Genomic DNA, 13,213 nt, shown 5'->3' on the forward strand with positions numbered 1-13,213 from the left:
GTTGTCAGTGCCGGATGCGAGGCTGAGTCCATGACCGAGATCACGGGCCCCGCCGACTACACGTGGCTGAAGGAGCGGTACGAGCTCCTGATGCAGGCGTACTGCGTCACCCTGGTCCGGGGGCTCACGGCCGACGAACTGCTGGAAGAGCTCAAGGCCGAGCCCGCGGGCCGGCTGACCGGCGTCGACCTGCTGGCCGACCCGTCTTATGACGCGTCCGACGACGGCGGGCTATTCGTGGGCGCGGCGACCCTGGACGGCTGGGCGCTGATGCTCGAGTTCAACGGCTACCTTGGCGTCACTCCCGAGGCCATGCTCCCCGTCTCGCGCGGGCGCCGAGTGGTCTCCCACTTCCGCAACGTCAACGCGGTGGACGACTTCTACTGGTTCGAGGACGGCGACATACGCCTGCACTTCCAGCCACTCTTCCCCAACGCCCGCGACGGCAGCCGTCCCGACGGACTCCTCGCGGAGATGCGGGAGTCGGGCTTCGACCTGCGCGACACCGACGACCGGGACTTCGGCCCGCACACCGAGGCGTCCTTCGCGCTGGCGCACCGCCTCACCGGCGTACGCCTGACGCCTGAGCTGTTCGCCTCCGCCGAGTTCAGGTGCGGTATCGCCCCGGTCGGCTAGAGCACCTCGTCCGCCGCCTGCCGCAACCGCCGTACCCCCTCCGCGATCTCCCCGACCCCCGCCACCGCCGCGAAGCTCAGCCGCACATGCCCCGCCGGTGGCTCCGCGCTGAAGTACGGGCGGCCGGGGGTGATCGCGACCCCCGCGCGCAGGGCGGCCGCCGTCAGCGCGGCCTCTCTCCTGGAGCCGAAAGCCTGGGTGCTCCCGGAACCGTCCGGCAGGCGCAGCCAGAGGTGGTAGCCGCCCGAGGGGACGTGCGGGAGGGCGAGTTCGGGGAGGTGGAGGCCGAGCGCCGTGGTCATGGCGTCCCGGCGCGTCTTCAAGTCCGTGGAGATCGCCCGCAGATGGCGCGGCCAGGCGGCCGACCCCACGAGTTCCAGCGCCGCCTCCTGCAAGGGACGCGGCACGAAGAAGGTGTCGACGACCTGGATCGCGCGCAGCCGTTCCAGCACCGGGCCCCGCGCGGCGAGCGCGCACACCCGGAAGCTGGGCGAGGTCGCCTTGGTCAGCGAGCACACGTGGACGACGACCCCGTCGGCGTCCTCGGCGGCCAGCGGACGCGGCAGTTCGCCCGCGTCCGCGTGCACGAGCCGTCGTACGAAGTCGTCCTCGACGACGAACGCGCCGGCCTCGCGCGCGATGCGCAGCACCTCGCCCCGGCGTTCGGGGGCGAGGACCGCGCCGGTCGGGTTCTGGAACAGCGGCTGGCAGACGAACACCCGGGCGCCGGTTGCCCGGAAGGCGTCGGCCAGCAGCTCCGGCTTGACCCCGTCCGGGTCGACCGGGACGGGCACGGGCCGCAGCCCGGCCGCTCGGGCGATCGCCAGCAGGCCGGGATAGGTGGGCGACTCGACGAGCACCGGGGCCCCGGGAGCGGCCAGCGCACGCAGCGCGATGGTCAGCGCCGACTGCCCGCCGGCGGCGATCAGCACCTCCGCCGCCGTGACGGAGCCGCCGATGCTCCGCGCGAACCACGAGCGCAGCTCCGTCAGCCCCTCCATGGGCGGCCGGCCCCAGGCGCCGGGACGGCGTGCGGCGCGGGAGAGCGCGGCGGCGAGTGCCTGCTCGGGCTGGAGCGAGGGGTGCAGATAGCCGCCGGTGAACTCGATCACCTCGGGCGGCGGCTCGGTGAGGGAGACCAGGACACCGCTCGCGTCCACCGAGCGCGGCACGAGGTCGGTGGCGGCGTCCGCGCTCAGCGCCACCTCCTGCCAGGAGGTGTCCCCCACCGGCGCGGCCGTCGTCCGCGGTACCGCCCGGAACACCCCGGCGCCGGGCCGGGTGACGACGAGCCCCTCGGCGGCCAGCTGCGCCAGCGCCCGGGAGACCGTCACCGGGCTCACCCGGTACTGCTCGACCAGGGTCCGGCTGGAGGGGAGCTTTCCACCAGCAGAGTAGCGGTTCAGTTCACTTCTCAGCCGTTCCGCCAGCTCATCGACGCTGCTACGCTCTTGCATGAGAGTACAGAGTAGCGCTACTGACCCGATCACGATAGCGGTCGGCACCAAGCCGAACACCACCGCCGGCACCCTGGTGGCCGCCCTCGGCGTCGTCGCCTTCTCCCTCACCTTCCCCGCGACGGCATGGGGTCTGGAGGGCTTCGGGCCCTGGTCACTGGTCGGGGTGCGAAGCGTGCTCGCCGCGCTGATCGCCGGATCCTGTCTGCTGGCGCTGCGTGTTCCCGTTCCCGCCCGCCGCCACTGGGCGGGGCTCGCGGTGGTCGCCGGCGGTGTCGTCGTCGGCTTCCCGATGCTCACCACTCTCGCGCTGCGGACCTCGACCACCTCCCACGCCGCCGTGGTGGTCGGCCTGCTCCCGCTCACCACGGCGGCGTTCTCCGCCCTGCGCATGGGCACCCGCCCGTCCCGTACCTTCTGGACGGCCGCCCTCGCGGGCGCGGCCGCGGTCCTCGCCTTCACCGTGCAGCAGAGCGGTGGCGCCCTCACCTCCGCCGACCTGTATCTCTTCGGCTCCCTGCTGGTGTGCGCGGCCGGCTACACCGAGGGCGGCCGGCTGGCCAAGGTCATACCGGGCTGGCAGGTCGTCGGCTGGGCGCTGGTGCTGTGCCTGCCGTTCTCCGTGCCCGCGACCGTGGTGGCCCTGTCGTACGAACCCGTGCACCTCACCGCGCACAGCGTGACCGGACTGCTGTGGGTCGCGGCGGGCTCGCAGTTCCTCGGTCTGGTCGTCTGGTACCGGGGCATGGCGATGATCGGCATCCCCAAGGCCAGCCAGTTGCAGTTGGCCCAGCCCCTGCTCACACTGGTGTGGTCAGTGCTGCTGCTGGGTGAGCACCTGACGGTGGCCGCCCCGCTGACGGCCGCGGCGGTACTCGTCTGCATCGCCGTCACCCAGCGGGCGCGAGGCTGAGCGGCGCGCACGGGACGGTCCAACCGGGCCGCCGCGCCGTAAACTCAAGGCCTCGGACCGCTGCTCCCGCACCTCGTGAGGAGGACCCGCAGATGCTTGCAACCGTGGGCGACCAGCTTGTGCAGCACGGCAGGGTGGTCGGACAGCACGACAAGATCGGCGAGATCGTCGAAGTGATGGGGCAAGGGGGCAACCCCCCGTTCCGCGTCCGCTTCGAGGACGGGCACGTGGGCGTGTGCTCGCCCGGCCCCGACACCGAGATCCGTCACAAGGACACCGCGCACTAGGTCAGCGTGAAGGCCTCGCCGGCTGCTGGTAGTGGTCGGCGACCACGCGCGCCATCGCGCCGACGGGATCCGCCGACACCTCCTTGGCCGCGAAGAAGACATGCCCGCACAGCTCCGGGTGGTCCTTGGCGAGGGTGAGGTGCCGGGACAGTTCGGCGGGGTCCTGCCAGGCGGCCGGCTGGGCCGGATCCCCCGCTTTGTACAGGGCCTCGCCCAGATACAGCTTCGTCCTGCTCCCCCGCGCCACCTCCGCCCACCAGGGCGCCAGTTTCGCGTAGTCGGCGGCGGCGAAGCCGATGTTCCAGTAGAGCTGCGGCACGAGGTAGTCGATCCAGCCCTCGCGGACCCACTTGCGGGTGTCCGCGTAGTTGTCGTCGTAGGACTGCACACCCGCCCGCGTCTCGGAGCCGAGCGGATCGGTGGCGACGTTGCGCCACACCCCGAAGGGGCTGATGCCGAAGCGGGTGGCGGGCCGGGTCTGCCGGATGCGGGCCGCGGTCTCCCGCACCAGTCGGTCGATGTTGTCCCGCCGCCAGGCGGCCCGGGTGGCGAAGCCGCCGCCGTGCTCGTCGTAGGCCGCGTCGTCGTCGAAGGTCTGGCCCGCCACCGGGTACGGATAGAAGTAGTCGTCGAAGTGGACCGCGTCCACCGGGTACTTCTCCACCGCGTCCAGGATCGCGTCCTGCACGAAGGAGCGGACCTCGGGCAGCCCGGGGTTGTAGTAGAGCTTCCCGCCGTACGCCACCACCCACTCCGGGTTCCGGCAGGCGGGGTGGGAGGCGACCAGTTTCGTCGGGTCCGCCTGGATGGAGACACGGTAGGGGTTGAACCAGGCATGCAGCTCCAGGCCCCGCTCGTGCGCCTCCCGCACGGCCGTGCCGAGCGGGTCCCAGCCGGGGGACGTGCCCTGGGTGCCGGTGAGGTACTGCGACCAGGGCTCGTACGGCGAGGGCCAGAGCGCGTCCGCGGTGGGCCGTACCTGGAGGATCACGGTGTTGAGACGGTCCGCCACCGCCTTGTCGAGGTGCGCGATCAGCTCGGCGCGCTGCTGGGCGGCGGTCAGCCCGGTCCTGGAGGGCCAGTCGCGGTTGGCCACGCTGGCGATCCAGACGCCCCGCGTCTCCCGGACCTCGCGCGGCCGGCGGGCCGGTGCGGCCGACGCGGTGCCCGACGCTGTCGTGACCGTGGACAGCACGGCCAGTCCGAACGCCCGGCGTGACAAACGCCCCATCCGTACACCCCGAAACACGGCGGATCCGCCCGACCGCGGACCGTTCGCGCCCAGGATGCCCGACCCCGCCGATCGATCATCGATACTTTCCAGTAACGTGCACGAACGGAGCAGGGCATCTCCACAAAGAGACCCCTGGACAGTCCGTAGACCAGCGAAAGGGACGATGTGACCGACATCGAGCGCGTCGGAGTAGTGGGCTGCGGCCAGATGGGGGCCGGCATCGCCGAGGTCTGCGCCCGTTCCGGACTGGACGTGAAGGTCGCCGAGACCACCGGTGAGGCCCTGGAGATCGGCCGGACCCGGCTGTTCAACTCGCTGACGAAGGCCGCCGAACGCGGCAAGATCAGCGAGGAGGAGCGCGACGCGACCCTGGCGCGCCTGTCCTTCACCACCGACCTCGGCGAGTTCTCCGAACGCGATCTGGTGATCGAGGCCGTCGTCGAGAACGAGCAGGTGAAGACCGAGATCTTCCAGGTGCTCGACCAGGTCATGACGCGCCCGGACGCGATCCTCGCCTCCAACACCTCCTCCATCCCCCTGGTGAAGCTGGCGGTCGCCACCTCGCGCCCCGATCACGTCATCGGCATCCACTTCTTCAACCCGGCCCCGGTGCAGAAGCTCGTCGAGCTGATCCCGGCGCTCACCACGTCCGAGGGCACGATCAGCCGCGCCCAGGCCTTCGCCGAGAAGCTGCTCGGCAAGCACGCGATCCGCGCCCAGGACCGCTCCGGGTTCGTGGTCAACGCGCTTCTCGTGCCGTATCTGCTCTCCGCCATCCGGATGTTCGAGTCGGGCATCGCGGGCCGCGAGGACATCGACAACGGCATGGAGATGGGCTGCGCCCACCCGATGGGCCCGTTGAAGCTGTCGGACCTGATCGGTCTGGACACGATCGTCTCCATCGCCAATTCGATGTACGACGAGTACAAGGAGCCGCTCTACGCCGCTCCCCCGCTGCTCCAGCGCATGGTCGACGCCGGCCGCCTGGGCCGCAAGACCGGCTCCGGCTTCTACACCTACGGCTGACCGCGTCGCCTGACATCTCCCGGCCGTGTGCACAGTGCCCGTTACAGGGTGCTGATGACACAGTGCGACGAACACGGGCCCGGCACTCTTCGGAGCGCCGGGCCCGCCGTATTCACACACCGTGTGCGCGCCGGGCCCGCATATGCCTGTCGCACACGCTCCCCACGCGCCCACCAGGCGAGTTGACTCCTCATGCGCATGCAAGGGATGTGACGACTACGGAAAGGAGCGGACCAGTGACCGCCGACCCGGAGCATCCCGTGGTCCATGGAGAACTCGCAGAGTTACGCCGCCGACTCGATGTCGCGTACGCGCGCGTCGAGGGAGGGCTCGCTCTGCTCAGCCATCGCACGGAGGAGACCGACAAGGAACTGGACGACCTCAGCGCACGCATCGTCGTACTGGAACACGCCCGTTGGCCCCTGCCCGCCGTCGCGGCCGTCACGGCCGTGGGCGCGCTGATCGCGACGGTCTGGCAGGCCATCGGACACTAGAGCGCGGGACGCGGTGGGGGGATTCAGGGCACAGCGTCCTGCCCGAGCCTGAGATGGTGCAGCAGGAGTAGTGCGGCCGCCATGTTGGCGGCCGGGACCTCCCCGCGGGCGACCATGTCGGGGACGAGCTTGAGGGGGACCCATTCCCGGCGGTCCGACTCGAAGTCGTCCACGGGGTGTCCGATGTACTGGCCCTCCTCGGCCCAGTAGATGTGGTGCCGGGCGTCGGTGAGTCCGTTGGACGGTTCCACGCTCATGAGGTGGTGCAGAGGTCCCGGTCGCCAGCCGGTCTCTTCCTCGAGTTCCCTGGCGGCCGCGCACACGATGTCCTCGCCGTCCTCGACGACGCCCGCGGCCAGTTCCCACCCCCAACTGTCGGTGATGAAGCGGTGGCGCCACAGGAGGAGGACCTCGTTGGCCTCGTTCACCACCGTGGCCACGGCGACGGGCCGCAGCCGTATCAAAAAGTGATCGAGATGCCGACCGTCCGGCAGCTCGACATCCGCGAGGTTGACGCTGAACCAGCGGTTTTCATACACAGTTTGTTCGTTCTGTTTCGTCCACTGCACGGTTCTGCCACCTTCCGCTGAGTAAGTGGCAATATCGCAGCAGGAGCAGTTCGGCAGCAGACGCAGAACGGCCTCGCACCGCCGCGGCGCAGTGTCTCGACAGGGGTTTACAGCGGTACGCGCAGAGCTCCGTCGATGAGCTCGGCCGCTTCGGAGGTGCCCGCACAGCCGCTGCGGACCAGGTGTTCGCGTACCGCGCGGAGTCTGTCGCGCAGACGCTGGGACTCCATCCCGCGGGCCTGTTCGGCCATCTGCACCGCGGTGGCCACCGCCTTGTCGGCGTTGCCCTGGCGCAGCTCGATCGTGCTGAGCATCGCGAGCCGGTGCACCCGGCCCCGGTCGTGGGCCGGATTGTCGACGGCCAGGGAGGCATGCTCGCGCGCCGCCACCAGCTCGCCGAGGCTGAGCAGCGCCTCCGCCACCTGGACATTGACCAACCCCGGCTGGACATAGCCGGTTTCGTCGGGTTCGTATCCCCGCCGGATGCGTTCGGCGGCCTGCTCGGCACGCCGGATGCAGGACAGCGCGCTCGTGCCGTCGCCGAGGTGCGCGTACGCCTTCGCCTGCATCGCGTACAGGTCGGAGGCGAGCGCGGGGGTGATGTGCCGGCCCGCTGCACGCAGCGCGGCCTCCGCGAAGGCGACGGCCTGCCGGTTCTCCCGCATGAACAGCGACTGGTTGACGAGGAGCGCAATCACATAGGCGCCGAGCCCCCTGTCCCCGCTGGCCTTCGCCAGGCGCAGCGCCTGATGGAAGTACCGCTGGGCGAGACCGTGCGCGTCGGAGTCGTAGGCACAGATCCCGGCGACGGCCACCAACCCGCCCGTGGCCCGGTGCAGTTGACGACCCGTCTCGTCGGTGTAGCTGCCGCGCAGCAGCGGGGCGGCCTCGGCGTTGAGGAAGCCGACGATCCGGGTGCGGGTCGCGATGCCGCCGGCCTTGCGGTACATCTGCTCGTAGTGCGTACGGGCGGCGCGCAGCATCTCCAGGTCGCCGGCGGTGACCCGGTGCCGCCCTCCGCGCGACACATCGACGTCCTCGGGCGGGTTCTCCCACTCCCACACCGGCATGACGGCGGGCGTGCCGGTGACGGCGGGGGCGCCCAGTATGTGCGGCCGCTGCTGCTCGTCGGAGCGCCACAGCGCGGTGGCCCGCTCCACGAACCCGGACAGCGAGGTGACGTGCGGGGCGGAGGGCTCACCGGGGACACCGAGGCCGATGTCGTCGAGGTTGACGGTGCGGTGCAGCCGGGCGGCGAGCACCTCGCAGATCAGGTCGGGCACCTGACCGCGGGGTCGCTGGCCCTTCAACCACCGCGCTACGGCGGTGTGTTCGTACCGGAGCGCGAGCCCGCGCGCACGTCCGGCCTGGTTCACGTGTGCGGCCAACCCCGCGTGCGAGATTCCCGCTTCGTCCAGGATCGCGTCGAGCAGAGTGTTGGGCTGCATATATGCCCCCCGGATGGCTCGGTGCCGTCAGAGTAGTGGGTGTGGCTTCACACGGGGTGTGAACGGAGTGCTCGAATCCGTAGCGTGCGCGCACTGTCGCGGAGAGTTTCCAGCCGGTTGACTGAAATGCCTCGCAAGAGGCCGGCCGGGCCGCCGGCTCCCCCTCGTACAGTGCGGCGGCCCGTCTCCGCGCCGTCCGCCCAGCTGCCTGCCCGACACTCCGTGGCAGGGCGGACGGCTGCCGCCGGCTTGGCCGCACGACTGATCGCCGGGTGCCTAAAGGTGCGTTGTCGGCTGCGGCTGTGATGTGGCTGGTCGCGCAGTTCCCCGCGCCCCTGGGGCATGCCCCTGGCAACGCTCGTTGCGCAGTACCAGTAGGGCGATGTCGTCCGTGGGGGTTCCCGCCGCATGGCGCAACAGGCCTGCGAAGACCGTACCGAGTACCGCCTGAGGAGCACCGTCGGCAGCTTTCGCCAAAGCCCCGGGCAGGGAGAAGAACCGGCCATGAGCGTCTCTCGTGTCCTCCGCCCCGTCCGTGTGGAGGACCAGGGTCTCGCCGGGGAGGAAGTATCCGCAGTGCACGGGCGGCAGTTCGGGTGGGAGGGGGAACGGTCCGAGTGGAGGGAGGGGGTCCGCTCGGGTCAGGGGGGCGACCCGGGCGCCGCTCAGCAGGTACGGCCACGGGTGGCCGCAGTTCAGTGCGCATACGTCGCCGTCCCGGCCGATCTCCAGAAGCAGTACGGTGACGAACTCCTCGGCGACCGGGTCGTCGTCCCGGGCCCGCTCGCGCAGATGTCTGCCCAGCGCGCGCTCCAACCGGCGCAGCACACCGCCGAGTTCGGGCTCGTCATGGACCGCCTCACGGAAGCTGCCGAGGACGGCGGCGACGGTGCCGAGAGCGGCGAGCCCATGCCCACGGACGTCACCCATGACGACCCGTACGCCGTACTCGGTGGCGATCACCTCGTACAGGTCACCGCCGACAGAGGCACCGCGGTCCGCGGAGAGCTGGGCGGCGGCGATGTCCAGCCCCTCGACGCGCGGCGGCAGCGGTCGCAGCAGGGCACTCTGCGCGGCACCGGCCACCTGCCGGATCTGCCGGAGTTCACGCAGCAGCGCGTGCCGGACGTGAAGGATCAGCCCGGTGCCGACGACGAAGAACACGGCACTGGTCGCGAGGCGTGCCTCGAAGCCGGTCTGCTGGGCGAGCGGACAGGTCAGCTTGTACGAGACCGCCACGGCCCCCCACGCGGTGGGTAACCCCAGCGAGAGCACCCTGCGGGGAAGCCGACCCCTGATACGGATCATGCCGATGGCCCCCAATAGGCCCAGACAGCACAGAAGGACCGACCCCGAAGGGCCGGTCCGATTCTGTCGACAGCATGACCCGGAAGGACCAGATCACCAGGAAATGTCACTCGATTGAGTGAGGTGACTGCACGCGCCGCGACCAGTCACAGCTCACCCGCACCCGGCACACGACATCAGCCGCGCAGGACCGCTCCCGTACGCTCACCCGCGAGGGCGACAGCCGCATCCCTCGCAGCCGAAGCCTCATCCACGGTCAGGGTGCGATCAGCCGCCCGGAACCGCAGCGCGTACGCGAGCGACTTCTTGCCGTCCCCGAGCTGCTCCGCGTTCTCGTACACGTCGAACAACCGGATCGCCTCGAGAAGCGGACCCGCACCCTCACGCAGCGCGTCCTCGACCTCGGCATGCGGCACGAACTGGTCCACGACCAGTGCCACATCCTGCGTGGCGACAGGGAACGTGGAGATGCCCGGCGCCCGGGGCGTGTCGTCGCCGACTGCCTCCAGCGCATCCAGGTCCAGCTCCATCGCGGAGGTGCGCGCGGGCAGCCCGAACGCCTTCACGACCCGCGGGTGCAGCTCGCCGGCGTGCCCGACGACCTTCTCGACGCCCTCGGCGACGACCACGAGCTCGGCGCACCGCCCCGGGTGCCACGGCCCGTACTGCCCACCGCGGACGACCAGTTCGGCACCGGCCTCGCGGGCGACGGCCCGGGCCGCCTCGACCGCGTCGGCCCAGTCCGCCGGACGGCCCTTGCCCCACCAGCCGGCCTGCTCACGGGCGCCCGCGAGAACGGCCGCCACGTGCCGCGGTTGCGCGGGCAGCGCGGCGTTCAGCGAGGCGAGCTCCTCGTCCGTGGGACGCCGGTCGACGGGCAGCGAAACGGCGACGCGCTGCTCCTCGCGCGGGTTGAAGACCAGACCCGTCTCGAAGAGGGCCAGGTCGTGCGAGCCCCGTCCGTCGTTGCGCCGCAGCGCACCGAGGAGACCCGGCAGCAGCGACGTACGCAGCGCGGGCTCCTCGTCGTTGAGCGGGTTGGTCAGCTTGACGACGCGGCGGGCCGGGTCGTCGGCCTCCAGCAGAAGCTGGTCGAAGACCTGCTCACCGAGGAAGGGGTAGTTCGGCGCCTCGACGTACCCGGCACCGGCCAGCGCCCGGCCGACGCGGCGGTGCAGCCGCTGCCGGTGGGTGAGGCCGCGGCCCGAGGGGGGCTTGGGCAGCGTGGAGGGCAGGTTCTCGTAGCCCTCCAGGCGGATGACCTCTTCGGCCAGGTCGTTGACCTCGGTGAGGTCGGGACGCCAGGACGGCACGGTGACGATCAGCTCGTCCTGCCCGTACACGTCGCAGCCGACCTGCTGGAGACGGCGTACGACGGTCTCTCGGCCGTACTCCACACCCGCGACCTTGTCGGGGTGGTCGGCCGCGACGGCGATGCTGTGCGGCGCCGACGGTGCGGCGACCTCGGTGACGCCGGCGTCGGCGGTACCGCCCGCGAGCAGCACGAGGAGGTCGACGGTGCGCTGGGCGGCGGCCGCGGCGGCCGCCGGGTCGACACCGCGCTCGAAGCGCCGGGACGCCTCGGAGGAGAGCTTGTGGCGCCGGGCCGTACGGGCGATGGAGACCGCGTCGAAGTGCGCGGCCTCGATGACCACGTCGGTCGTGCCTTCGGCTTCCTCGTGGTCGGCGATCTCGGTGTTCGCGCCGCCCATGACACCCGCGAGGCCGATCGGGCCGCGCTCGTCGGTGATGACCAGGTCCTCGGCGTGCAGCTTCCGCTTGACGCCGTCGAGGGTGACGATCTCCTCGCCCTCACCGGCCCGGCGGACGCCGATCGTGCCCTGGACCAGCTTGCGGTCGTAGGCGTGCAGCGGCTGGCCGAGCTCCATCATCACGTAGTTGGTGATGTCGACGGCGAGTGAGATCGGGCGCATGCCGACCTTCTGGAGCCGGCGCTGGAGCCAGAGCGGGGAGCGGGCCTCGGGGCTGAGACCGCTCACCGTACGGGCCGTGAAGCGGTCGCAGCCGAGCGGCTCGGAGACCTGCACCGGGTAGCCGTACGCGTTGGGCCCCGGGACGTCCAGGAGCGCCGGGTCGCGCAGCGGCAGACCGTAGGCGATGGCGGTCTCGCGGGCGACGCCGCGGATGGACAGACAGTCGCCGCGGTTGGCGGTGACGGCGATGTCCAGGACCTCGTCGACCAGTTCGAGGAGCTCGATGGCGTCCTTGCCGACCTCGGTCTCCGGCGGCAGCACGATGATGCCGTGGCTGCCGTCGTCGCCCATGCCCAGCTCGTCGCCGGAGCAGATCATGCCGTGGGACGTCTTGCCGTACGTCTTGCGCGCGGAGATCGAGAAGCCGCCCGGCAGGGTGGCGCCGGGGAGGACCACGACGACCTTGTCGCCGACGGCGAAGTTGCGGGCGCCGCAGACGATCTCCTGCGGCTCACCGGTGCCGTTGGCCTGACCGACGTTCACCGTGCAGAAGCGGATCGGCTTCTTGAAGCCCTCCAGCTCCTCGATCGTCAGCACCTGGCCGACGACCAGCGGGCCCTTGAGGTCGGCACCGAGGTGCTCGACGGTCTCGACCTCGAGGCCCGCCGAAATGAGCTTGGCCTGGACGTCACGGCCGGTTTCGGTCGCCGGCAGGTCGACGTACTCCCGCAGCCAGGAAAGCGGGACCCGCATCAGATCTCCATCCCGAACGGCCGAGTGAACCGGACGTCACCCTCGACCATGTCTCGCATGTCTTCGACGTTGTGGCGGAACATCAGCATCCGCTCGATGCCGAACCCGAAGGCGAACCCGCTGTACTTCTCGGGGTCGACACCGCAGGCGGTCAGCACCTTGGGGTTGACCATGCCGCAGCCGCCGAGTTCGATCCAGCCCTCGCTGGAGCAGGTACGGCAGGGGCGGTCGGGGTTGCCGACGGACTCGCCGCGGCAGACGTAGCAGACCATGTCCATCTCGGCGGACGGCTCGGTGAAGGGGAAGAAGTTCGGCCGCAGCCGGGTCTTCATGCCCTCGCCGAACAGGGACTGGACCATGTGGTCCATGGTGCCCTTGAGGTCGGCCATGGTGAGGCCCTCGTCGACGGCCAGCAGCTCGACCTGGCGGAAGACCGGGGTGTGCGTGGCGTCCAGCTCGTCGGTGCGGTAGACGACACCGGGGCAGATCACGTACACCGGCAGCTCGCGGTCGAGCAGCGAGCGGATCTGCACGGGCGAGGTGTGGGTGCGCAGCACGACGCCGGACTCGGTGCCGCCCTCGGGGCCCTGCACGAAGAAGGTGTCGGCCTCGCCGCGGGCCGGGTGGTCCGGGCCGATGTTGAGGGCGTCGAAGTTGAACCACTCCGCCTCGACCTGCGGGCCCTCGGCGACCTCGTAGCCCATGGCCACGAAGACGTCCTCGATGCGCTCCGACAGGGTGGTGAGCGGGTGGCGGGCGCCGGCCGGTACACGGTCGTACGGCAGCGTGACGTCCACCGACTCCTCGACCAGGACTCGCGCGTCGCGCTCGGCCTCGAGCTCGGTCTGACGGCCTGCGAGCGCCTTGTTCACGGCGCCGCGGGCCTGTCCGACGAGCTTTCCGGCGGCGGCCTTGGCCTGCGGGGGCAGGGCGCCGATCTCGCGGTTGGCGAGGGCCAGCGGCGAGGTGCCGCCGGTGTGGGCGACCTTGGCCTCCTGGAGCGCGTCGAGGGAGTCCGCGGCGGCGAAGGCGGCGAGCGCCTCGTCCCGCATGCGCTCGATCTCTTCTGGCTTCAACGCCTCGACCTCTACAGGGTCGTACGACTTGTTCGGTGCCGACATCTCTTCCCGTGCTTCCGATTGGCTGGCTGAAGG

12 protein-coding genes are annotated in these 13,213 nt (G+C 70.9%); 5 read left to right on the forward strand and 7 right to left on the reverse strand.

The window, feature by feature from the left end; genetic code table 11:
- The first annotated feature begins 30 nt into the window (after nt 1-30).
- On the forward strand, nt 31-636 hold the full coding sequence (locus tag OG381_RS11460) for a DUF6461 domain-containing protein (RefSeq protein WP_327716007.1): 606 nt from the start codon (nt 31-33) through the stop codon (nt 634-636).
- Here the strand turns inward: OG381_RS11460 and OG381_RS11465 are convergent.
- Nucleotides 633-2,093, reverse strand: a complete 1,461-nt coding sequence (locus OG381_RS11465; protein ID WP_327716008.1) for an aminotransferase-like domain-containing protein — start codon at nt 2,091-2,093, stop codon at nt 633-635. The two genes, OG381_RS11460 and OG381_RS11465, sit on opposite strands and share 4 nt — an antisense overlap.
- On the opposite strand from OG381_RS11465, the gene OG381_RS11470 reads away from it, so the two are divergent.
- Both OG381_RS11470 and OG381_RS11475 read left to right on the forward strand, forming a co-directional pair.
- Entirely contained in the window at nt 2,092-3,006 is a 915-nt protein-coding gene (locus OG381_RS11470; protein ID WP_327716009.1) for a DMT family transporter, read from the forward strand. The two genes, OG381_RS11465 and OG381_RS11470, sit on opposite strands and share 2 nt — an antisense overlap.
- A 92-nt stretch (nt 3,007-3,098) precedes the next feature.
- Nucleotides 3,099-3,293 (forward strand): DUF1918 domain-containing protein, encoded by a 195-nt coding sequence (locus OG381_RS11475; protein WP_327716010.1) that lies wholly within the window; start codon nt 3,099-3,101, stop codon nt 3,291-3,293.
- A 1-nt stretch (nt 3,294) separates the two neighbouring features.
- On the opposite strand, the gene OG381_RS11480 is transcribed toward OG381_RS11475, so the two are convergent.
- Complete coding sequence (locus tag OG381_RS11480) at nt 3,295-4,524, reverse strand: glycoside hydrolase family 10 protein (RefSeq protein ID WP_327716011.1); 1,230 nt, start codon at nt 4,522-4,524, stop codon at nt 3,295-3,297.
- 168 nt (nt 4,525-4,692) lie between these two features.
- On the opposite strand from OG381_RS11480, the gene OG381_RS11485 reads away from it, so the two are divergent.
- Both OG381_RS11485 and OG381_RS11490 read left to right on the forward strand, forming a co-directional pair.
- Nucleotides 4,693-5,553, forward strand: a complete 861-nt coding sequence (locus tag OG381_RS11485; protein ID WP_327716012.1) for a 3-hydroxybutyryl-CoA dehydrogenase — start codon at nt 4,693-4,695, stop codon at nt 5,551-5,553.
- A gap of 236 nt (nt 5,554-5,789) precedes the next feature.
- Complete coding sequence (locus OG381_RS11490; RefSeq protein WP_307033096.1) at nt 5,790-6,047, forward strand: hypothetical protein; 258 nt, start codon at nt 5,790-5,792, stop codon at nt 6,045-6,047.
- A gap of 23 nt (nt 6,048-6,070) precedes the next feature.
- Here the strand turns inward: OG381_RS11490 and OG381_RS11495 are convergent, their stop codons facing one another.
- The 5 genes from OG381_RS11495 to pheS form a co-directional block, all read right to left on the reverse strand.
- A complete protein-coding gene (locus OG381_RS11495) occupies nt 6,071-6,616 on the reverse strand; it encodes an NUDIX hydrolase (RefSeq protein ID WP_327716013.1) in 546 nt (181 codons plus the stop codon).
- A gap of 107 nt (nt 6,617-6,723) precedes the next feature.
- Nucleotides 6,724-8,064 carry a transcriptional regulator gene (locus OG381_RS11500; RefSeq protein WP_327716014.1) on the reverse strand — a complete coding sequence of 447 codons (1,341 nt, stop codon included), beginning with the start codon at nt 8,062-8,064 and terminating at the stop codon, nt 6,724-6,726.
- A 276-nt stretch (nt 8,065-8,340) separates the two neighbouring features.
- Nucleotides 8,341-9,372: a PP2C family protein-serine/threonine phosphatase gene (locus OG381_RS11505; RefSeq protein WP_327716015.1), complete on the reverse strand. Its 1,032-nt coding sequence runs from the start codon at nt 9,370-9,372 to the stop codon at nt 8,341-8,343.
- Between the two features lie 176 nt (nt 9,373-9,548).
- Nucleotides 9,549-12,059 carry a phenylalanine--tRNA ligase subunit beta gene (pheT, locus tag OG381_RS11510; protein WP_327716016.1) on the reverse strand — a complete coding sequence of 837 codons (2,511 nt, stop codon included), beginning with the start codon at nt 12,057-12,059 and terminating at the stop codon, nt 9,549-9,551.
- Nucleotides 12,059-13,180, reverse strand: coding sequence for a phenylalanine--tRNA ligase subunit alpha (gene pheS, locus OG381_RS11515; protein ID WP_266833369.1), 1,122 nt, complete (start codon nt 13,178-13,180; stop codon nt 12,059-12,061). Before pheS ends, pheT begins: the two co-directional genes overlap by 1 nt.
- Between the last annotated feature and the right edge of the window lie 33 nt (nt 13,181-13,213).

The sequence above is a fragment of the Streptomyces sp. NBC_00490 genome (assembly GCF_036013645.1).
GTDB lineage: Bacteria > Actinomycetota > Actinomycetes > Streptomycetales > Streptomycetaceae > Streptomyces > Streptomyces canus_F.

Coding starts and splice junctions, on each gene's coding strand:
- OG381_RS11465 (WP_327716008.1), bottom strand. CDS start 2,093: ATGCAAGAGCGTAGCAGCGTCGATGAGCTGGCGGAACGGCTGAGAAGT.
- OG381_RS11505 (WP_327716015.1), bottom strand. CDS start 9,372: ATGATCCGTATCAGGGGTCGGCTTCCCCGCAGGGTGCTCTCGCTGGGG.
- pheS (WP_266833369.1), bottom strand. CDS start 13,180: ATGTCGGCACCGAACAAGTCGTACGACCCTGTAGAGGTCGAGGCGTTG.
- OG381_RS11460 (WP_327716007.1), top strand. CDS start 31: ATGACCGAGATCACGGGCCCCGCCGACTACACGTGGCTGAAGGAGCGG.
- OG381_RS11480 (WP_327716011.1), bottom strand. CDS start 4,524: ATGGGGCGTTTGTCACGCCGGGCGTTCGGACTGGCCGTGCTGTCCACG.
- OG381_RS11500 (WP_327716014.1), bottom strand. CDS start 8,064: ATGCAGCCCAACACTCTGCTCGACGCGATCCTGGACGAAGCGGGAATC.
- pheT (WP_327716016.1), bottom strand. CDS start 12,059: ATGCGGGTCCCGCTTTCCTGGCTGCGGGAGTACGTCGACCTGCCGGCG.
- OG381_RS11475 (WP_327716010.1), top strand. CDS start 3,099: ATGCTTGCAACCGTGGGCGACCAGCTTGTGCAGCACGGCAGGGTGGTC.
- OG381_RS11470 (WP_327716009.1), top strand. CDS start 2,092: ATGAGAGTACAGAGTAGCGCTACTGACCCGATCACGATAGCGGTCGGC.